Raw genomic sequence first — 20,629 nt, forward strand, 5'->3', positions numbered from 1 at the left:
GAGCCTTTCTTTAGACATAGCGAATGTATTGAAAACCAATGAGAATCGATGTTTTTATTCAAGCAAGAGGCTCCTACTCCCTCGTCTTGCGGAAAAAGGTTATGTTACCTCTGCAAATAGAATAAGACAGGCTCAGCTCCAAGAGCAATTTAATACATTCTACGGAGAAGATTTTCTAGAGCTTTTGGGGAGTGGTATTTCTCAAGATTCTTCCTGGCTAAATTTTGCGACCAGAAAAGAACGGCGAGTAATAAGCCCAGTCCGATATTTATTATTGATTCGTTTTTTGTACGGTTCGTGGAACGAGTTTATTCAGGCTGATGGTGCTAATTATCGACCGTTCGGTGATAGCCCCTGGCCTTGCTTAAATAGAGCAGCGGATCATTTTGGAGAAAATGTTGTCCAAACATTACAAATATCCAGATGCAGCGACACCGGCAAGCCAATCGGAATCTTTTCCTGTGAATGTGGCCATATATATTCCAGACGTGGACCGGATCAGTCTATTAAGGACCGGATACATATTGGAAGGATTAGGGAGTATGGTTTGATTTGGATAAATAAGGCTACAGAATACCGCAATCAAGGACTGTCTTATAGACAGACAGCTAAAATATTAGGTGTGGATGTAGGAACTGTTATCAAATATACACGATCCGAAAAGCCTGAAATCTCAAATTGTTGTTATGGGGAATCAAAAGTTCAGAAAGCTGAAGATAGCTCGAAAAAACGGAGATTCACTCATAGTATCACAAGAAGTCGTGTGAACTGGGTTCGGCGAGATGAAGAATTAAGCATCATTGTCGCGGCGAAATGTAAAGAAATGCTCCAGATTTCAGCTCAAAAACCAGTACAAGTAAGATTCACCACTGTAGCCAAGAAAATAGGCAAATTGAGTCTTCTTGAAAATCAGAAGGAAAAGCTCCCCAAAACAATGGCTGAACTTGAGCGACATATAGAAACTGTTGAGCAGTTTCAGATTCGCCGAATAAAGTGGGCTGCTCTCAAAAGGGGAAGAAATTGTCCACTAAGAAAGTGGGAGTTGTTTAAAGCTGCCGGCATTCGTCCTAAGTATTCAGAATGTGTGGAACATGAAATCGAGAAGCATATATCACAATCAAATTTTCTGTATGTGGACAATGAGGTGGTCTAATGTGTGCGGCTAAATTTCGTAGATGGCAATTTGATAAGGGAGAAACAGTTGAATTATGCTGGATAGGCTCTCTTTTCACGGGGATAAAGGGAGATTGGAGAATGAATGTGGCCTTTCGACGATCAGATAAGTCGATTGCAATCATTGATCACCCAATCGGAGTTTGGCCAATGCTACGTTTAGGACAGATATATACCGATAACGCATTTGAAGTGACTAGACCAATAGCGGGTATTGTAGAAACCATTCAAGTTACAGATATCCAGCAGGGACAACTTGTATTTGGGTTCGACGTTCCTAGTAAGTTATTATATCTAGATAAACAAAAGGATCTCGGTAAACAGTACGTTTGGAAATATGAGATTAATGGCTTTGAGTATTATGTCCCTATGCTGGAATGGGCAAGATGCTTGTTCGTCAAGAACCGAACCCTTGCTCATTTAATTTTACAGCCTCACGGCTTAGAACAGATATTCGAAAATGTAAAGCTACGAGACGAAACCATGTTCATTGATTTTAATAGGCTTCTTCCTGTGACTATCGCACAGAATAAAGATAGCGCTCTCCACATAGCTTGGATCCATGGAAATGGAACCATACGAAATTCTTGGGATTCCATCTATAGTTACCTGTTCCGGTCAGCTTCAAAGAAGGATAGTTTGGATCCTAAAAGTATTTTCCGTAAAGGAATAGCGTTAAAATTTGACCTACCTTTCCTTGATCCATGCGAAGTGTTGGTTCGTTGCATACGCAAAGGAAATCAAGTTCTAGTTTTAGAGATAATGGGAATATCTAGCTTGAAATTGCCTGCTGAAAAATTAGTGTACAGTCATCCAGTTATGAAGAAACAGATTACATATGATGGACCCAAGAAGACTAGAATAACTGATCAATCAGAACAAGAAGATTTGGAAATAACCGATGATAATGATTTCGCAAAAGAAAATACACATCAAGATGTACTCGATGTACCCCCTACCTTTTATGGCTTTGCTCAAAAGCCTGAGATCATTATAGATCGAAAAGAACGACGAAAGGTAAATGCTGGTGAGGAAGTCATATTACCTATTGGGCGCGGCGGAAAGAATCAAAATGATGGTGCAAAAGAGGTAAGTCTAGAGGATACAGCAATAGGTGGAGAAGTTCCTCCGATTGAATTTGAAAGCTTGCAGGCTGTACCAATGTCTGAGGGTATAGGGCTAGAGGATTTCTTCAAAGTAATTCGTAAGCTGATCGATGATTATGGAATGAATATTAAGATGAGCGTATTTCAGCTTCCCCTAGGGAAGAGGTACTCTGTTTGCGATAATGGAGTGCGGAGGACTTGTGCCCTTGCTCAAGTTACGACGGCGGTTTCGCAGAAGTATATTCTTGAGATGGCGCGTCCGGATGGGTGGTCGATATCGACTTTGATTTTAACAAATGAGAGAAAATTAACCGTGAGGGAGATCGAGAAAAACATAAAATATCTACTAGAGGAAGTAGTGAGAAAAGGTGGTCATTGGGATCAGTATATTTTAAATGGTTGCAATTTAGATATTCAAAAACTTAAACATTATCAAAATGATGATATTGTTGCTTGGGAGGAACGAATTTACAGAAAAATTGTTGATTATAACTGAATAATCGGAAGCAGGAGTAGTATTCTTGTGTATCTATGAACATGCATTGAATATGAGGTTATTGAACGGTTTAGTGCTGGGGGCATTCTGATCGTAATTTCTTGATGTAATTAATTGATCACATTTATGGCTATAATGAAACATATACATAGTGAAGAGATGAAATATTGAGCAAAAAGACTTATTAAAAAATTGGTGACTGGTTAAAATGTCTTATATGTGGTATTTTTTAGTAGATGAATATTATCCAAAAATGGGGTTGAATTTTATGAATAACATATACCTTCCGGAACTCCATAAGATTGAAATTAAGGATTTTTCTTTATACAAGAAGGACATTGCCTTTGATTTTGTTCACGGAATTAATCTAATTATTGGTGGAAATGGTTTAGGTAAAACCACTTTTATTTATTTAATAAAATATGGGCTTATTGGACTGTACAAAAAAGGTCTTGATGTTCGAACTTATAAAAGCGAAAAAAGATTAGCTAGGCAACAGTATTCAATGGACTACTTTAAAAACCGTATGGTGGGGGATTATGATAGAAATTCAAATGCGGAAGTCAAATTGACATTTTCAATTAATACTACTCAATTTGAAATAATTCGTGGTCTACATGAGATTACATTAAAGAGTGTAAAGGTTTTAGAAAATGGTGAGAGTTATTATTTGGACGGGGAAGTAATTAGGCAGGATAAGTTTGAGCGTCTAAATGAAAATGAAAAAGACAGGTATCTTCAAGGACAATACGAAAATATGGTTGCTAAGCTGTCTAATATTAATGATTTTAATGACTTGATTTTTTTTGTTAATCAAATCTTATTTTTTGATGAAGATAGAAGAACTATTATGTGGGAACCACTAATTCAAGAAAGATTATCAAGTAAGTATTTCAATGATCCGGAATTAGATGAACTCTTTCAAGAATCAAAACGTCAAGCCAAATATCATGATAGCATTGCTCGTCATAAGTCGGAAGATATGAGGGCAATTAGTAAAATTATCAAAAAAATTGAAAACGAACCAGGAGATACAGAAGTTAATGCGATTAATGAAATTAATAAACTAAGAAAAAATCTAGAGCTTCAAACTGATAAGTTAAATGACACTCAGAAGGAAAGAAAGAATCTAGAAACAAAATTAAGTGTTTTCTATAATGAACGAAATAATTTAAATAGAAAAGCAAAAGAGTTAGAACAAACAATTCGAGATGAGGAAGCACAGATTTATCAAAAAATTTGGGGAACCTTAAATCCTAAATATAATATTTACTTAGATAATATAAAGGACCTACATTCATGCCCAATGTGTAATCAACAAATCGAGTCACATAAATATGGTTCCTTGACAGCTAATCCTGATCATTGTTTTTTGTGTCAGGAAAGTCTAACGGTAGAAACTGATACCCCAGAACACATTGTTGGGTTAAAAAATAAACTAGATGAAATATTAGTATTAAATCAGGGTCATGAAAAGGAAATATATAATATAGAAAATGAAATGAAAAAATTAGATCAAATATATAATAAATTTAAACGAGAAGTTTTTGATCTACAGTCCAGGCTTAGGGATTTTGAACATGATCTGTATAGTAACAAAGAAAAGTCTAACGAATCATTTACTTATACAGCAATGATGACAGAAATTGAAGAATTAGAAAGAGAGAAGCAACTTAATTTAGAATTAAGCGAAAAATTCAATAAAGATGCGGACAATATTATTAATAAAATTGAAGGGAATTTAATTAAGATCACAAAAGAACTGTCAGCAATTTTTTCAGACTTTGCTGGTGATTTTTTAGGTATGGATTGTAAATTGACATTTGAAAATTTCTTGAAAGACGATGTGAAAATGTATACACCTGTAATAAAAGGTAAACCACGTACAGATCCTTTGGAATTGTCAGAGTCCCAAAGATTTTTTACTGATCAAGCATTTCGAATGAGTCTCTTAAGACATTTTTATACTACTCCATCCTTCTTTGTTTGTGAGACGCCAGATAGCAGTCTAGACATTTCATACGAAGCAAATGCAGCGGAAATCTTTCTTAAATACTTGCAGAAACCTAATACACTAATTATCACATCAAATTTGAACAATAGTGAATTTATGGATCTGATTATTGACAAAGCTGATAAATTAAGTTTTTTGAATTTATTAGAATTTGGTCGAACATCTCCGATACAACAGAGGAGTGAGAGATTAACATCAATCTCAAAAAGGATCGAGGAGAAGGTAAATGCAAAAAGGTTCGCATGATGTTCTGTATAGAGTTAATGGAGATATTTTATCTGCTTTGAAAACTTCTGAAGATATAGGATGGGAGTCAGTCACAGAATTCTCTGTTCAAAGGATAATGTACATAGCATCTGTGCTTTTTAGTTTTAGACACGAGAACGAATTTAATCCCTTTGAACAAGATTATGATTTTTCTGTTTCATTAAGAGGTCCATTCTCAGCAATAATACCACGTTCATTAAGTTTTTTATTAGCTAATGAATTCATTTACTATACGGATCATAAGGAATTGAGTCTTTCTGATAGGCAGATGCCAGATCTATATTCAATGCCTTACTTTAAAGAACGTAAAGATTGGATCGAATCGATTATTTATATCCTGGGTATTTATGGTGAAGAAAAAATATATGACTTTGTCTTTCGTGATCCGCAGTATCAAGATAACATACAGAGGAATTCGATTAAAGAAATAAATATCAAACCAGGAAATAAAACAGATATTACTATAAGAAAAATGAAGGCTGCATTTGAGAAAAGCTTAGGTAGTTCAGCATCTGAATTAGAGAACAAAAAATATTTGGATATGTATTTTGACTATGTTTTCAGTAAGATACTTCGAGGTGAAACTGAATAATGCAGAGGCACGATTTTGACGACCCAAGTTTTCTTGATGAAATAAATGCAAAAGCAGAAGATTTACTGATTCAAATGAAGAATGGCATACTAAACAACCCAAAATTTAAGATTTTAAAAATGCGGAATTTTGAAAAGCTTTGGCAAAACCGTGTCAATAAGAACTTATTGTTTTCTCTATTAATTAAAGAATGTGATATAGATTTGATTAATCTGAAAGATATAAACAAGAATTTTGAACAAGAGATTTTTGAAGCACTCAGGACAACTAATATTATTGAAGTTAATAATGTTCTCCAAATTACAGATCAGCGAAGCCAGCATTTCAGAACCTCCGCAGAAGCAAAACAGTTTTATAAAGCTTCCTCAAGAGATGGATACGTTGTTATTTTCTTCGGTAAAGAGGGTGTAGATTACTTTATTAGGGGAGAAAACCTTGGGGAATTAAACTTATTTTACTGTACAGAAGACTTAACAAGATTTTCAGAGAAAAAGGACATGTCTCAAATCCTTGAAGTCTTAAAGAGTTATGAACAAACACACTTAACAAATCAAAGTGAGTACATGGTATTTTTTGCTGACAATAGCACTCTTAGACGGATAGATCAATCATTAATTAAAAGAAATATTTTGAAAAATAAACCAGAAAAATTTATGAGAGATCATTTAAAAAATTTTCTAAATGAGAGAATGAGGCACACATTTGGCATTGAGATTGAATTATCAGCCAGTAAACGAGAACTAGATATATTTACAGAAGTCAATGGTGAATTTTATTTTTTTGAAATTAAGTGGTTAGGACAGTCGATTAGTGATTGCGGTACAAAGTTATCTACCTCTTATGGTGATGCACGAGCAAGAGAGGGCGTGACACAAACTCTCGAATACATAGATGAGTTACTTACAACAATGGGGAATAATGTTCGTGCAGGATATTTAGTTCTTTTTGATGCACGGGATGATAAGCAAGAAGTAGATTACCAAGGATTCAATTTTATTAAGCCGGAGTTGCGCACTTATTTGCCTTTATTTAGTGTAGTTCCTAATATAAAATTAGAAAAGAGACACCCTGCTTAGATGTATATCTTAAAATTATTTTGCGACTGTTCTTCCTTATTGATTAATAGGGAGATCAGTCTTTTTTTCTGAATTGATAGTCTAAAAATCTTGTTCCGGAAACTAGGTTTATCTGGTACAATTGCTTAATAAGAAAGGAGATTTTGATCATAATGTTATCATTTAATGCTACAAAGATCACTAATTGGTCTGATGAATATTTAAATTTCGTTAGCGCCAATAAAAATAAAAGAAAATCAGTGAACAGATGGTACCCAATTCTTGAGGGTTTTTCAAATAGTTTTGTTGAGTCAATACTAGAAGAACAGAATAGTACCAATATCACTTGTTTGGACCCATTTTCTGGTGGTGGAACTACTTCATTAGTTTGTCAAGAAAATGGAGTTAAATGCTATGCATTTGAGATAAGTCCGTTTATGAGCCAAGTTTGTAGAGCGAAACTGCGTGATGATTATTCCTCTGTAAATTTTATTGAGGTTGTAAATCTTATTAAACAAACTTTGGAATCAGGAATAAAGCATGATTTTAAGATTGGATTAAAAACTATTTCAAAGAAGAAAAACTTAGAGAAGTGGCTATTTCATAAGGCTGCTTTCGATGCTTTATTAAATGTTAGAAAAGCGATCGATATTGCAACAGAAAATTCTCCTAAGTACAGGGACATCCTGTATGTCACTCTAGCGTCGATATTGTTACAGTTCAGCAATGTTAATCGTGACGGAAAAGCATTGAAGTATAAAGATGGATGGACGAAAAAACTTGTTAGAACAAAAAGCGTATATGATACCTTTATAAAAAAATGTTTGGAGCACGTCTTACCGGATATTAAGGAAATAGAAAATAAGAAAAAAAACAATACAATTCAAAACACAGAATTTTTTATGACTGGCGACTGTCGACAGTTAGCTGAATCTTTAATAGATGATTCGATTGATATTGTCATTACTTCTCCTCCGTATTTAAACTCTAGAGATTATACAGATTCCCATATGATTGAGCTATGGATGCTAGGTCATGTTCGAGACTATGAAGGTGTCAGAGATTTGCGAAAAAACACAATGCGATCACATGTCCAAGTTAGATGGGGAGAGTATGTTCTCCCCCAAAGTGAGATTTTAAAACAACGAATGGATAAAATCCTTTTATATAAAGAAAAATTTTGGAATAAAAGCATTCCGAGTATGATTGCCGGCTATTTTTGCGATCTTGAAGAATTGCTTACAAAGCTAAAAAGTAAGGTGAAAAACGGTGGTAAGCTGTATATAAATGTTGCAAATTCATCTTATTTTGGAGTTGTTATAGAAACAGATCGAATTATTGAGGAGATATCAAACAATTTGGGCTTTAAAGTGTGTGAAATAAGAATGGCAAGAAAGATTAAAACAAGTAGCCAGCAAACGGGTCAGGTTAAATGGTTAAGAGAGACTGTTATTGTATTGCAGAAGGAATAATGTTTCGGTGTAGTAATTATTTCAATGGTTTTACGTAATATAAAATGGAACAAAACTCGTTAGATTGGCGAGAAAACTGGCGGATGGAGACGTGATTGTGTTACAGCATTTAACAAGCAGTCTAAGACTTTATTATCAGGTTTTAAATACTCCATTTAATTATGTATACAGCCAGTCTAAAACTTTATTAATTTAAAATAACGAATTTATTAACTTAAAAGCCGTGTCAAACCTAGAACTCTAGTCTAAAACATTATTATCTTCGAACACTGATGTTCAGTGATAAAAAAGTCTGGAACCAGTAAAGATCTGTGGAACAGATAAGCAAGATGATTGGACATCCAGAAGGGAGCCCGAGGATTAATTCGGTGCTCCCTTTTAATTTGAATAAATATTTTTAATTATAAAGTGAACTTCACGATCGGCGGTAAAATTGTTGAGTGACATGGCTATAGAATCAAATGTATCCGAAAAGAGAGTAATCTAAACCAAATTCAGTTTGCAAAAAGTATTGAAATTTCCCAAGGGAACCTGAATGAAATTGAAATGGGAAATAGTAATCCCTCTGCGGAAACGCTTAATTATTGAGATAATGCGACTTAAAGAGAGATTAAGATTAATAAAACGAAGCTAATATGAAGTAAGTAAGTTTTTTACATGCTACATAGGTACCAAATGAGCTTAATAAACAAATATAAATGAGCTCTTCGGCAAAGAAACTCTTTCCTCAAAGTAATATCCATAGCTCATGCTGTCCCTGCAAAATAAAGTGATAGACTCGGAATTAGTTGTAGATTATGAAAATAAAGATATAGACCGACTGCGGCGTTACGCTAACCGGCAGTATGATTGAAGATTATCTCATAAGCGGACAAAACATCAGCAGGGGATCTTAAGCAAACTAGCAGAATAGTTGAATGTGCGTGGCAATGACAATCAAAAGCAAAACAAACGAAGGCGCGCTTGTTCAAGTGTGTTTGTGACGAAGCCCAAATAAGAGCGGAGTATGTCTGCCCTTGTTGTATTGTTGGATTCTTGACGCGGGGAACATATAATTCTCTAAAGTCTTCGGCTAAAATCAAAAAACGCGCCTGAACCATGGTGGTTTTGCGCGTTTTGTCGGGACGAATACGGTGTCAGGACGGAATGTTCATAGCGGTCTGAATATTTTTCAGATCGAGCTGAATTTGCTCCGGAATATGGTAGGGATGGTATAGGCCCCGTTGCATCATATAGTTTATTATCTTTTCATGGGAGTCTATAGCTTCGTCGAGCTGTTTCATCAAAATTTGCTTGATTTCGGGGGTGGCACATTCGGTTACGGCCATGGCGTAGTTTCTGACTCCGCTCTTGGCGTTCATCAAAAAATCCATTGCGATCACGTCGTCGGTCAGCGTATGAAGCCCTGTCAAGTGTTCTAATAGGGTGTTCATGTTTCTATCTCCTTTAGGTTAGGGTGACTTTAGACAGCACTCCACCGAGCTCCTGAAGCTGCTGCTGTGATAATTGCACGTCTTGCTGCAAAATTTGCTTGAGCTCCGGATCGGTTACCAGAGCTTGCATGGTTTTGGATTTGGTCATGCAAACGGTCTTGAACGCAGCCATTTCATGAACCTCCAGCATCTCATGCAAAGCGTAATTGGAATTCATTCGGATTGTCCTCCCCTGCTTTTACCCGTATTCAGGGCTTTAAGATGACTTTGATGCAATTGTCCGTTTTCGTATCGAACATTTCATAGCCGTGCTTGGCCTCACTAAGTGGAATGACGTGCGTAACAATGTCTCCAGGGTCTACTTTGCCCGATGTAACCAGCTCGTACATATACGGCATGTAGTGAATGACCGGGGCTTGTCCGGAACGGATATTCACGTTGCGCTGCATGATGTCGCCGAGCGGGAATCCGTTATAGCGTCCGCCGTATACCCCAGTGATTTGGATGGTCCCGCCTTTGCGGACAGCTTGAGACGCAATGATAAATGCGCTCATGGTGCCGCCTTGCAGTTTCAAACCGCTGGCTAGAAATTCGAGATCGCTCATCTTGCCGTCCATTCCTACCGCATCAATCACGACATCGGCGCCGCCTTTGGTCATTTCCTTGAGAGTGTTGCCGATATTCTTATCCTGTTCGAAGTTTACGATTTCCACATTGTTCGTTCGCTTCGCATGCTGTAGGCGGTAATCGACATAGTCAACAGCGATGACACGCTTTGCTCCCTTCAGCCAGCAGAATTTCTGGGCCAGAAGTCCGACCGGACCGCAGCCGAGCACGATGACCGTATCTCCATTCTTGACGCCGGCGTTATCTACGCTCCAGAATGCCGTCGTCATGGCATCGGCGATCAAGCTTAGCTTTTCGTCCGGTTGCTCGCAGTTTTCAGGAATCTTGAAGTGGGTGAAATTAGCAAACGGAACTCGTAAATACTCGGCTTGTCCGCCAGGGTAACCACCGGTCGTTCCGGAGTAGCCGAAATATGCGCCCATATCCCCGTGTTCGTTTGAATTGTCGCATTGGCTTTCCAGCTGATTCTTACAATAAAAGCATTCTCCGCATGCGATGTTGAAAGGGATGATCACCCGGTCGCCTTTCTTTACCTTGGTCACTCCAGGGCCTACTTCTTCTACGATCCCCATCGGTTCATGCCCGATGACATAGTTCTCCTGAAGGTTAGGGATCATCCCGTGAATCAGGTGAAGGTCCGAACCGCAAATGGCGGAACTGGTGATCCTTACGATCATATCGTCCGGTTTCTCAATCTTCGGATCCGGCACCTCTTTGACCACGACATTTTTAATCCCTTGATACGTTACCGCCTTCATGCTTTATGTCCTCCAATATGTTCATCTGGGGTCCGATCAAACATCCCTTTACGCGACGTATCATCCGGGAACAAATTCATCTGCCCGATCATCACCGTATTTTTCGCTGAAAGCTGGTCGAGTTGGTACTGTTCGTTAAGCTCGTAAGGATGGAACCATTTTTTGCGAATCATAAGCTCCGAGATTTCTTGGTGCAGTGCAATCCCCTGCATAAGATGTTTGCGCAGCAGCGCTCTTACATCGGGAGAAGCCGTTTCCGTCAGGGCGATGGACAAATTTCGCACACCCTCCTTGGCACGAATAAGGAAGTCCATTGCAAATGTCATATCTGCCATCTCCGGCATGTTTAATGAATTAATCGGGTCTAAATAATCGGTGTTCATTGGCGCTCCCCTTTAATGAGTGATAGGTGTCGGGCTATTCGGAACAGGCGCTTGGAATGGAGCTCTTGCGTAGATGGCCTGGAGCTCGGCGATCTGTTGCGTAGATAATATGACGTCCTTCTGCATTAACGCTTTCAGCTCTTGGTCAAAGACCAAGCCTTGCATAAGTTTTGACTTAGCGAGGCAGAGCGTTTTGAAGTTTAACGCTTCATGCAGTTCCATCGATTCGTGTGGCGCTAGTGTTGGCATATTCATTGAGTAATTATCCCTTCCTTTCTTTCATCAAAGTTAGATTTTCCTACGCATTGGATCCCTATTCTAAAATGGATTGCCGGAAATGTGGGGTCCGAATATTCCCATGCAGTCGCAAGAATATAAACAAAATCTCAACCGCATACTTATTTCTGTTTAAGTTATTGATCTTTGCTCAAGGAAGGAGGAATCATCTTGCCCAATGAAAACAAAATTGATCTAGCTACCGAAAATGCAAGAAAACCGGCAGAAGGTACACTTCACTCGAGCGGCAATACGCTGGAGCAGCATGCATCTAACGCGGTTTCTGATGCGCAAACGGCTTTAAATCAGGCGATAAGCTCAATAAGTGAATCTAATGCGGCAACAAATTCACAAGCTTTGGAGACGGCCCGGCAGCATTTGACCCAAGCAGAGGGATTTTTAGATCAAGCGCAAACTTCGGCAAACGCATTACTTCTGCCGGACCAACAATAAAACGGTAGCTTTGGTAGTGGCAGAGATTCTCCTTCTTTTTCGGCTACACGTGGAATCAAGCTCACTAATGTCGAGGTATGGTCGTCTATCTATGTAGACGCTTCGTATGATGTTTTCCGAATTTACGCCGATACTCTCCGCATGGGCAAATGACCTGCGTTGACGCTCGGAGGAACGTATTTGCCATAGACATGGAGAGTCACCGACGAACGCGCTTGATTTGCCGGACCAGCGCAGCGAATCATGACAAGCGAAAGGGACTGGCCCACTGCACTATAGCCTTTTGGGACAGCCCCTTTTTCTTCTGCTTCCTAGGGGGCATAGCCCCTCATTTAGGAACGTGTCGTACTGGCTGCGTTCTTTTGTTTTGCCGTTTCCACTCGTGTCATGGTTCCGAAGTAGGTCACGCAGAACGCTCGAGTCATCAGGAATGTGAGGAAAATCGTAACCCACGACCACAACCAGTTCCAACGAACATACCGAATCAGATCGGTATATTGTACGAGCAGCACCTCACCTATCGTCAGTACAGTAGTGAATAACACGTAATAGCCGAATTGAATCCAGCCACTCCGATGGCTCGGATAATACGCGTTGAACACCGCGCATATCATCGGATAGGCCATATATTCGTAGGTGAAGCTCGTCCGGCTAACGTCGGCAAGCTCCTTTACGGGATAGGCGAGAAGTTGGAGTTCGACCATGGCATGACCGAAAATACACGTAATATATTGTTTGAACAAAAAAGCGACCATCGCCAATCGACGTTTCTGCCTCGGGATAATGAGAATCAATAACAATGAAAGGATCCACACTGAAACGATAATGCCGTATTGCAGTAGCAAACTCGTCGCTCGCTCGCCTCCTTCCTGAAAACTTTGCGGTTTCTAAAGAACCAGCTCGCTAGTCCGTAGACGGATAGGAATATAATCGATAACACGATCGCCATCGAACTCCAGTGAAAATGTACATAATCCACCAAGTCGGTATTGGCGGCTAGCAACCCGTCAATTAAGGTGAGCAGTGAAATCCAGGCGGCAAAGTAAAAACACTTCGTCAACTTATTCGAACGAGGTCTGTACATATAATAAAGACCGCTCGCAACAGGCGTCCACACCACTTTGAACGTGATATTCAAATCCGAAGCTTTGGGAAATTCACGCAACGGGTAGGCCACCAAATCAAAGTGAACGAGCAGCATTTCTACCGTCCATACCACAGCCTGACATGCAAGAAAGCACAATACAAATTCATGAGCTTTTGCTCATGGAACAAGAAAATAGATGGTGGTTATACACACAAACCAGACTAGTAGCAATAAATTTCGTTCGATGTCCATGGCCATAGCTTGTACAAGGAAGGAGGCTCCTATGTAAGTATATTTCTTTTATTCATACTTTCGTGGGCGGTGATACTTAGGCAAAAAATACAACACCGTTTACTCGTTGTCCGTCATAAATACGAACTTGCGGGTTCCCGTAAAATTATTTTATTTATCCAGGCAATTGAACCACATTCAGTCATATAAATAGATGATAGCAGTTCGAACCTGTTGAGGAGGATTTAATACAAGTGATGTTACCGAGTGAAAAGTATTTCGGTAAGTTTGAGGCGGTTTTTTTATTTTACGGAGCCATGCCTACAGGCGTTGCTGTTTCTGAAACCGGGCGTATTTTCATTTGCTTTCCGAAATGGGGAGACGACGTTAAATTTACGGTGGCTGAAATCGTTCACGATACATTACAGCCTTATCCTAGTTTAGACGTTAATGTGGTAAGCCCATCGAATATCACAACGTCCCTCATTAGTGTCCAAAGTATCGTTGCTGATGGAAATGGTACACTTTGGGTATTGGATACAGGAGCTCCTAATTTCTCAGAACCCATGAAAGGGGGGGCGAAGTTAGTCGCTGTTGATTTAAATTCAAATACTATAAAAAGGGTATATACATTTACGGAAGATGTTGTTCTGCCAACCACTTATTTGAATGATGTCCGAGTTGACTTTCGTGTTGGTAAAGCAGGTTATGCTTATATAACGGATTCGTCTTCCCGAGGACCAGGAGCCATAATTGTCGTTGATTTAGAAACGGGTTATGCCTGGAGACGGTTAAATGGGGCAAATTCAACTTCGCCCGATCTCTATCTCTTACCGAAAGTTGAAGGTAAAATCCTGATGAATCGGAACCAAGACGGATCTACTTCACCCTTTAGATTGGCATCCGATGGTATAGCGATTTCCCCGGACGGCAAGATGTTGTATTTTTGTCCTCTCTCCAGTCGTCATCTGTACTCGATTTCAACGGAGGCCCTAAGAGACCGAACGATACCGGATATGAATTTACAGTATCACGTGAAGTATTGGGGAGAAAAAGGTGCTTCAGATGGAATGATCACTGATGCAAAAGGAAACGTTTACGCTGGAGACTATGAAAACAATAGTATTCGAAAGATATTGCCGAATGGAATAATGGAAACCATCGCACATGATCCGAGAATTTTATGGCCGGATACTTTTTCTGTTGGTCCAGATCAATACTTATATTTCATCGTGAACCAATTACATCGGCAGTCAAGATTTCATTATGGAAATGACCTGCGGCAGAAGCCTTATAGTTTACTACGTATAAAAATAGCCGAACCACCTGCTCCTACCTTTTAGTAAATATATCACGTTACAAAATTAACTCTATTTGCATAGAAAATGTATTTTATGACTTTATAGTTATTAAGAATTTGGAGGCTGCCGCTCGGCAGCCTGTTCAGCTCTCGGGGAACGTTAGTTGAAGCCCCAACCCAAGTAATCGCCAGCATCGATGAGCTCCCTGCGGCAATCCCCCGATACCAGCGCCCGCGGCAATGCCAAGCTGCCACTAACTAGTCATTTCTGCCGCCCTCAGCATTGCTTTTGATATATTGTGTCACAACCCATAAAAATGCGCTTCAACACTAGAATTTTCTGTCGACCTTGTAAATGTAGATTATATAGTATTTTGTACAATAATAATTTGAGAAGAAATGACCCTTGTTTACCAAGGGTCCCACCATTTCAAGCCAGTCATCATACCCAATGGTGCGCTCGTAGCTCGTATGACTGATTGAGGATCTACATAAATCGAATGTCCTCAGTTCTACTGCGTAAGATCGATATGAGTTATTTACATATTAACCGTCGGTATCCGTCCACTAACGATAGCGGCCGAAACGCGAGGTATTTGATGTGCGAGCTTTATAACCTTTGGATATGCGTGTCTTTAAAACCAGTTTCGTATTTCAATCCGTAGCCCATCATACGGTCCATGCCGATATGAACCACCCAGATCAGGCCGATCATAATGAGGAAGTTGACCGAGAAAGCCAGCCCTACCAGTAGCAACAGCAAAGGCGTAACGAACGTATGGGCAAAATTATACAGATATGCTCCCGTTTTTTTGCTGACTGCATATCCGATCATGAACACATCTGGTAGCAACAGCAGCAGCAGGAAGACGGCCCAGTTGTACCCGTTGGAAAAGTAGAAATAGGTGCCTAAGGCAAGAACGACCAGTCCTTCGATTCTAATTAATTTCTTATTCATGATTTGATTCTCCTTTTTTCTGGGTTGCAGATCGAATTCCTTCAAGCATCCATCCGATGCCCCGCGACACCTGCTCGCGGGAGAGAGGCTCCGGAGACAGCAGAACAGGAGCTTGAAGTGCCAATCCGTCGAAAACGGCTTGGATCAGCGAAGCTAAAGTTTCCTTTTCACTCTTTTCCAGCTGCAGTTCCATGCGATCGATGACCTCCATAATGCCCGACTTCATCTCCTTGTAAAGTTCCAGCAGCTCTTTAGCTAGCTTTTCGTTATTCACGCTCTCCGTCCAAAGACTAATCAATAACGTAAACCACTCCGGGTTTTCTTTTCGAAATTCAACCACATGGAGCAACCCCTGCTGAAGAATCTCCGCAGGAGAAACGTGCAAATCCAGCCTCGCGAATGCCTCCTTCATTCCTTTGTTGATCATCCATTCTCTGACTACTTCGACCAGCAACGTTTCTTTCGTGCTGAAATGGTAACCGATCAGCCCTTGAGCCACACCCGCCTTGGCCGCAATGTCTTTCATGGTCGCTTTCGCGTAGCCTACTTGCCCGAATAACATGAATGCCGCTTGCATGATGGCGCTTCTTCGTTCATCCTGGTTAGGCGCTTGTGTTTTAGTCATTGCTTCCTCGCTCCCATACTGTTTGGTTGAACAGTCAGTTCTTATGATTAATAGTAAAGCTGTTTGTTCGAACAGTCAATGTTATAAATTAGTCTTATTCTTATCTGCTCCTTCTCCCGTATAAATTCTGTTATTTTTTATGGCTAATATCATAATCCTTAAAGCACACTTTAAAGCAATTGTTAGATGGTATTGCGACAAAAGCGGGGTTAATCGCAGCCGCAACCAATGGCCACACATATATGTGACAACCACTTACCGTTTGTACTAGCTGTTACTGAAACGTCCGTCTAATAACCGCCGTTCCGGGCACATCCACTATCGAATAGGAAAAAATGGGGTCGCTGTCCACCAGTAGTATTTGTATCCTGCCTTCTTTCCGACGCAATCTCTAGGGCATGGCTTTGCGTCCCAGTTTGCCATTTTCCTGTTTTATATTATAGGGCAACATGTGCGTCACAAGCCATGTTGCCCTCTGTCCGTAGTTATAACTTTCTAATTATTAAAACGACAGTTGTGTCAGATCAATTCCTTGAGGGAAAGTTTGTTCAAAGTGATTTTTTCTTTCATATAAATCATACCAAGCTTTTGCAATGACATCTGGATCACCTTCTGTACCTGGTTGAATCAATGTGCCAATGGAGAGATGTCCGACAAATATGCCTTTTTCCTTTAATTCATTGTGAAGATTTGTTGCATAGTTACGAAGACCTGACATGGCGATTCCTACATTGCTGGTAAATGGCATAGGGAACATTGCGGATAAACCTGTTGTAAAGAGAATCGCTCCTGAACCACTATTGATCATGTCTGGCAATACTTCGTTGACAGAAAGAATGGCTGGCAGTAAATGACTATTTACTTGTTCCATTACATGTTCAGGTTTTGTTTCTAATACATGCCTAAATATCTCAGGTCCTGCATATGGGCTAAATTCCAGTACATCGATATGACCAAAATCTTGTTTAATAGCTTGTAACACTTTTTTCAGAGCGATCAAATCCGCGATATCCGCAACATAAGACTTCGCTTCAATATTTTGCTTGTTAAGTTCATTCATGATAAGGGCCAATTTCTCCGAATTGCGCGCAACTGCAGCTACCTTGAAGCCATTCTCCCCGAATTTTTTAGCAAGGGACAATCCTAACCCCGGACCCGCACCAATTATTGCAATAGTTTTCATCATGCTTAAACTCCTTTTAGTAATTGAACTGTTAGGTTATAAAGCTTTTGAGCATTTTCTTTATCAAAAGTTTTCATCGCAAGACTTACTTTTTTCCACACTTTATAAGCAGATAAAGAAGGTGAAGGCGGATTTTCAAGCAAATCGATAATCGGAAGAACCGCTTCTTCTACCGGTCTACCTACTATTTTATAAAGGAGCTTCGTAATACTCCTCAACACTGGATTTTCAATGGCATCAAAAGTGCCAGAGGTTTGGACAGCCCAAGGGTTAAAGAGAATATATTTTACTTTTCCAATAGTATCATTGCGGGCAAAGGCTACACCTAGCAAGTCGTTTAATCGGCTGCCGTGATATTTCGATTTTCCACCGTTGTAATTCCTCTTGCATTGGATATCATCTAGGTTAACCGTTCCGTTCATTCCAGGAGCACAAACATTAAGGATCATAGGATTATCGGAATTTTCCAACAATTCTTTTAAGCCATAACTAAGAACAAATCTGCTCAAATAAGCTAACCCAAAGCTAAACTCAAAGCCCTCTTGGGTTTCAGAATATTCTTTTCTGGTCTTGTGACTGGTTGCACACAAAACAATCTTATCCAATGAATTGAACCGGCTTTTTATTTCCTCAATAATGCGCTTGTTTTCTTTGACCAAACTCAAATTTGCTTGAAGAAAAAAAGCCCTTTCCTTTGCTCCTGACTGTCTAGCTTCCCTTAAGAAGAGGTCCCCTTTAGCAGATGAGCTACCGACTACTATTACAAGGTCACCTTTCTTCAAGAAGTGCGCAGCAACTCCTTTTCCGATACCATCCGTTCCGCCTGTTACAAGTATTGTTTGCATCTTCTATTCTCCTCATTCGTTACAGTTTATTTAAAAGCGAATATCGCAACAAATATCGCCAAAGACTAATTACGCATTTTTCTGTGACCTAGAAACAGAAGCATACACAACACGAGAAGCACCAAGGGAATAACGATAACGTCAAATCCTTGATCGGCTCTAATATGCGTTAAAATAGCCCCAGCCATGACCACGACCAACACTGAACTGAATACAGGGACGAGCTTTTTCTTCCAAAACCCTAAAAGTAATCCTACTGCCGCGAGAACTTCTATTGCCCCTACCGCATACATGAACCCTGTCCCATATCCGTAAATCTCCGCAAATGCTTCAACTTGAGTTGGATCTCCGCTTACTTTCATAAATCCGAATAATAAGAACCCCACTCCTATTAAAAATTGTAAAATTCGAACAGTCCAACTCAATTGTATATTCCCTCCTTTTATGATACGTTAAAGCAACTGGTGTTACTTTAATAAACATACACCGAATTACAAAACAGAACAACCAACAATAAAGTTGAAATGTTGCTATAATATCAGGAATGAAAAATGCCAGCATTGGGGTGGAAAACATGGGGACAAAAGTGAGAAATATACGAACGACACAAACGAAGCAGTCTTTGATTAATGCGTTTGTTAATATGGTGAATGAGAAGGATTTTGAAAAAATAACAGTAGCCGATTTGACCAAAGGAGCGCATGTAAATCGAGCTACATTCTATGCCCATTTCAATGATAAGTACGAATTATTGGATTACATTGTAAATGAATCTGCTTCAGCTGTCATTGAAAAACACACATCAGGAAATATGAAATTCGATAAAGAATACATTCATCAGCTCGTTCTAGCTGTGTGTGATTATCATCAACCACCAAATTTTCAATGTCGCAGCAGTTACTTTAGTTTAATCCCGCAATTGAAAGATAAAATGTTATTAGAGTTGAAAAAAAAATTATCAAAAAGTTTAGATTTCATATACGCAGATATAGAGAAGAGTTTTTATGTGCCGATATATGCCAACATTATCCTTGAGGCTGGTTACTTATGGGCTTCTGGGCAAGTTACATTTGACAAAGAAGAGGTAGCCAAGAAAGCCTCAATATTAATATTAGGAGAATAATCTTCCGGAAAATAAGTTTACAACGAGGAGCGATACTTCTAGATCTCTTCTACCAAACACCTCTAGTCCGAGATGATTTAACACTTACTTCTACGGCTCCTCACTGGTTGGTTGTGCCTAGGCAGTAACTTATACCGTTAAAAACGAAAAACCGCGCTGTGCGCGGCTTGTAATGGATGTATATTCTTGTCCTCTGGAAAATTAATTACATCCCTTCAGTAGAAAACCAATGAGGAATAAAAACACTGTATTGTCTGGATGAGATTTCATTTTGTTTTTAGTTTCGAGAAAGGCGATTTCTCTAATAAATCCTGTTAACAAGAATTGAGGGTCGAGCGTCTCGGCTTGGAGCGGCATCTGGGCTATCTCCGCGGACACCTCGATTACGTACTTGAGCACGTCGCTGGCGAACGCCGGCATCAAGGCGCGGCCGATACAACAATTGGCCGAGACCGAACGTTCGCACCATCTAGATCGTTTACTCATATCGTCTGGCCGTCCTCCGAAACGACCTGAAGCACCCACTCGGCATGCTCGCTGATATCCACGGGTCGCATAGCATCCACGAATGCAGCGGAGCGGCTGCCCCCCGGCCTTGCGGATCCGTCAGACGGACGTGAGCATCCTCTGCCGCTGGAGTCATCGTGACTCTGGTCGAGCTGTACGGAAATGGCTTCGGCGTGAAAGTAGTCGTCGATTTGCCGACTGACTCGCTGAGCTCGGTCAGACCGCTGACGTACCCTGCTTCTCCACCGTTACCACCGTGCTGGCTTCGGTGCCTTGCGCAATTGGCCGCTGTGATGGCGGTTATGCCGATCCCCTTCAGCGTGAAACAGCCTTGCCGATTCACGGCGGGAATCGATACATCAAGCAAAGCAACGCTCTATAACAATCCTGAGATACGTGTGCGCATTGAATCGCTTCGTCAGCAGCAAGCTCAAGTGCCGACACCAAAACAAATCAAGCAAGAGATGGATGAAAACAACAAGGACGCCATCATTGCTTCATTAAAGCGTAAGATGAAGAAGCTCGAGGAAGAAAATAAAAAGTTACGAGAACAACTTAAGTTTTCGTATGCAGAGGTCTATCAAAAGATCTGACAAAACTCTCTCCCCTCGGCTACTTGAGCTAAAGCAACGCGGCTGGACAGGATTCTTGTGCAATAAGTTGAA

General features: G+C 40.0%; 23 protein-coding genes and 1 pseudogene. 11 read left to right on the top strand and 13 right to left on the bottom strand.

Translation table 11 applies throughout. From position 1 onward, the window contains the following. Nucleotides 1-28 precede the first annotated feature (28 nt). From WMW72_RS08110 to WMW72_RS35535, 7 genes are all read left to right on the top strand, one after another. Nucleotides 29-1,153 (top strand): TnsD family Tn7-like transposition protein, encoded by a 1,125-nt coding sequence (locus tag WMW72_RS08110; RefSeq protein ID WP_341414926.1) that lies wholly within the window; start codon nt 29-31, stop codon nt 1,151-1,153. Beyond that, nucleotides 1,153-2,775 carry a Tn7-like element transposition protein TnsE gene (locus WMW72_RS08115; protein ID WP_341414927.1) on the top strand — a complete coding sequence of 541 codons (1,623 nt, stop codon included), beginning with the start codon at nt 1,153-1,155 and terminating at the stop codon, nt 2,773-2,775. The genes WMW72_RS08110 and WMW72_RS08115 overlap by 1 nt, the downstream gene beginning before the upstream one ends. A 208-nt stretch (nt 2,776-2,983) precedes the next feature. After that, the gene (locus WMW72_RS08120; RefSeq protein WP_341414928.1) at nt 2,984-5,035 is read left to right on the top strand and encodes an AAA family ATPase; all 2,052 of its coding nucleotides are present in this window, start codon (nt 2,984-2,986) and stop codon (nt 5,033-5,035) included. Beyond that, nucleotides 5,016-5,648, top strand: a complete 633-nt coding sequence (locus WMW72_RS08125) for a hypothetical protein (protein ID WP_341414929.1) — start codon at nt 5,016-5,018, stop codon at nt 5,646-5,648. The genes WMW72_RS08120 and WMW72_RS08125 overlap by 20 nt, the downstream gene beginning before the upstream one ends. Next, the gene (locus WMW72_RS08130; RefSeq protein ID WP_341414930.1) at nt 5,648-6,724 is read left to right on the top strand and encodes a hypothetical protein; all 1,077 of its coding nucleotides are present in this window, start codon (nt 5,648-5,650) and stop codon (nt 6,722-6,724) included. The genes WMW72_RS08125 and WMW72_RS08130 overlap by 1 nt, the downstream gene beginning before the upstream one ends. A gap of 152 nt (nt 6,725-6,876) precedes the next feature. After that, nucleotides 6,877-8,175 carry a hypothetical protein gene (locus tag WMW72_RS08135; protein WP_341414931.1) on the top strand — a complete coding sequence of 433 codons (1,299 nt, stop codon included), beginning with the start codon at nt 6,877-6,879 and terminating at the stop codon, nt 8,173-8,175. Nucleotides 8,176-8,631: 456 nt separating this feature from the next. Further along, nucleotides 8,632-8,763 carry a helix-turn-helix domain-containing protein gene (locus tag WMW72_RS35535; protein WP_423227529.1) on the top strand — a complete coding sequence of 44 codons (132 nt, stop codon included), beginning with the start codon at nt 8,632-8,634 and terminating at the stop codon, nt 8,761-8,763. 548 nt (nt 8,764-9,311) lie between these two features. Here the strand turns inward: WMW72_RS35535 and WMW72_RS08140 are convergent. From WMW72_RS08140 to WMW72_RS08160, 5 genes are read right to left on the bottom strand one after another with little or no spacing between them, the layout of a single operon-like run. Next, complete coding sequence (locus tag WMW72_RS08140; protein ID WP_341414932.1) at nt 9,312-9,608, bottom strand: spore coat protein; 297 nt, start codon at nt 9,606-9,608, stop codon at nt 9,312-9,314. 13 nt (nt 9,609-9,621) lie between these two features. Then, entirely contained in the window at nt 9,622-9,825 is a 204-nt protein-coding gene (locus WMW72_RS08145) for a hypothetical protein (RefSeq protein ID WP_087568450.1), read from the bottom strand. Nucleotides 9,826-9,856: 31 nt separating this feature from the next. Beyond that, entirely contained in the window at nt 9,857-10,993 is a 1,137-nt protein-coding gene (locus tag WMW72_RS08150) for a zinc-dependent alcohol dehydrogenase (protein WP_341414933.1), read from the bottom strand. After that, nucleotides 10,990-11,376, bottom strand: coding sequence for a spore coat protein (locus WMW72_RS08155; RefSeq protein WP_341414934.1), 387 nt, complete (start codon nt 11,374-11,376; stop codon nt 10,990-10,992). The genes WMW72_RS08150 and WMW72_RS08155 overlap by 4 nt, the downstream gene beginning before the upstream one ends. 12 nt (nt 11,377-11,388) lie before the next feature. Then, on the bottom strand, nt 11,389-11,631 hold the full coding sequence (locus WMW72_RS08160; RefSeq protein ID WP_341414935.1) for a spore gernimation protein GerQ: 243 nt from the start codon (nt 11,629-11,631) through the stop codon (nt 11,389-11,391). 192 nt (nt 11,632-11,823) lie between these two features. On the opposite strand from WMW72_RS08160, the gene WMW72_RS08165 reads away from it, so the two are divergent. Continuing rightward, nucleotides 11,824-12,105 carry a hypothetical protein gene (locus WMW72_RS08165; protein WP_341414936.1) on the top strand — a complete coding sequence of 94 codons (282 nt, stop codon included), beginning with the start codon at nt 11,824-11,826 and terminating at the stop codon, nt 12,103-12,105. Nucleotides 12,106-12,437: 332 nt separating this feature from the next. Here WMW72_RS08165 and WMW72_RS08170 read toward each other — a convergent pair whose 3' ends face one another. After that, a complete protein-coding gene (locus WMW72_RS08170) occupies nt 12,438-12,920 on the bottom strand; it encodes a CBO0543 family protein (RefSeq protein ID WP_341414937.1) in 483 nt (160 codons plus the stop codon). Then, nucleotides 12,896-13,354, bottom strand: a pseudogene (locus tag WMW72_RS35540) (CBO0543 family protein); the annotation flags it as partial. The gene WMW72_RS08170 and the pseudogene WMW72_RS35540, both read right to left, overlap by 25 nt. A gap of 317 nt (nt 13,355-13,671) precedes the next feature. On the opposite strand from WMW72_RS35540, the gene WMW72_RS08175 reads away from it, so the two are divergent. Next, a complete protein-coding gene (locus WMW72_RS08175) occupies nt 13,672-14,766 on the top strand; it encodes an L-dopachrome tautomerase-related protein (RefSeq protein WP_341415182.1) in 1,095 nt (364 codons plus the stop codon). Nucleotides 14,767-15,333: 567 nt separating this feature from the next. Here WMW72_RS08175 and WMW72_RS08180 read toward each other — a convergent pair. From WMW72_RS08180 to WMW72_RS08200, 5 genes are all read right to left on the bottom strand, one after another. Then, complete coding sequence (locus WMW72_RS08180) at nt 15,334-15,681, bottom strand: DUF4260 domain-containing protein (protein ID WP_341414938.1); 348 nt, start codon at nt 15,679-15,681, stop codon at nt 15,334-15,336. After that, nucleotides 15,674-16,306, bottom strand: coding sequence for a TetR/AcrR family transcriptional regulator (locus WMW72_RS08185; protein ID WP_341414939.1), 633 nt, complete (start codon nt 16,304-16,306; stop codon nt 15,674-15,676). The genes WMW72_RS08180 and WMW72_RS08185 overlap by 8 nt, the downstream gene beginning before the upstream one ends. A gap of 502 nt (nt 16,307-16,808) precedes the next feature. Then, complete coding sequence (locus tag WMW72_RS08190; protein WP_341414940.1) at nt 16,809-17,492, bottom strand: SDR family NAD(P)-dependent oxidoreductase; 684 nt, start codon at nt 17,490-17,492, stop codon at nt 16,809-16,811. A gap of 2 nt (nt 17,493-17,494) precedes the next feature. Next, complete coding sequence (locus tag WMW72_RS08195; protein WP_341414941.1) at nt 17,495-18,334, bottom strand: SDR family NAD(P)-dependent oxidoreductase; 840 nt, start codon at nt 18,332-18,334, stop codon at nt 17,495-17,497. A 65-nt stretch (nt 18,335-18,399) separates the two neighbouring features. Beyond that, nucleotides 18,400-18,759: a DoxX family protein gene (locus WMW72_RS08200; protein WP_341414942.1), complete on the bottom strand. Its 360-nt coding sequence runs from the start codon at nt 18,757-18,759 to the stop codon at nt 18,400-18,402. Nucleotides 18,760-18,878: 119 nt separating this feature from the next. Here WMW72_RS08200 and WMW72_RS08205 point away from each other — a divergent pair, with 119 nt between their 5' ends. Then, a complete protein-coding gene (locus tag WMW72_RS08205) occupies nt 18,879-19,457 on the top strand; it encodes a TetR/AcrR family transcriptional regulator (protein WP_341414943.1) in 579 nt (192 codons plus the stop codon). A gap of 201 nt (nt 19,458-19,658) precedes the next feature. Here the strand turns inward: WMW72_RS08205 and WMW72_RS08210 are convergent, their stop codons facing one another. After that, nucleotides 19,659-19,943 (bottom strand): hypothetical protein, encoded by a 285-nt coding sequence (locus tag WMW72_RS08210; RefSeq protein WP_341414944.1) that lies wholly within the window; start codon nt 19,941-19,943, stop codon nt 19,659-19,661. Nucleotides 19,944-20,101: 158 nt separating this feature from the next. On the opposite strand from WMW72_RS08210, the gene WMW72_RS08215 reads away from it, so the two are divergent. Then, on the top strand, nt 20,102-20,557 hold the full coding sequence (locus WMW72_RS08215; protein WP_341414945.1) for a DUF6262 family protein: 456 nt from the start codon (nt 20,102-20,104) through the stop codon (nt 20,555-20,557). Nucleotides 20,558-20,629 lie beyond the last annotated feature (72 nt).

The sequence above is a fragment of the Paenibacillus filicis genome, from assembly GCF_038070315.1.
Lineage (GTDB): Bacteria > Bacillota > Bacilli > Paenibacillales > NBRC-103111 > Paenibacillus_G > Paenibacillus_G filicis.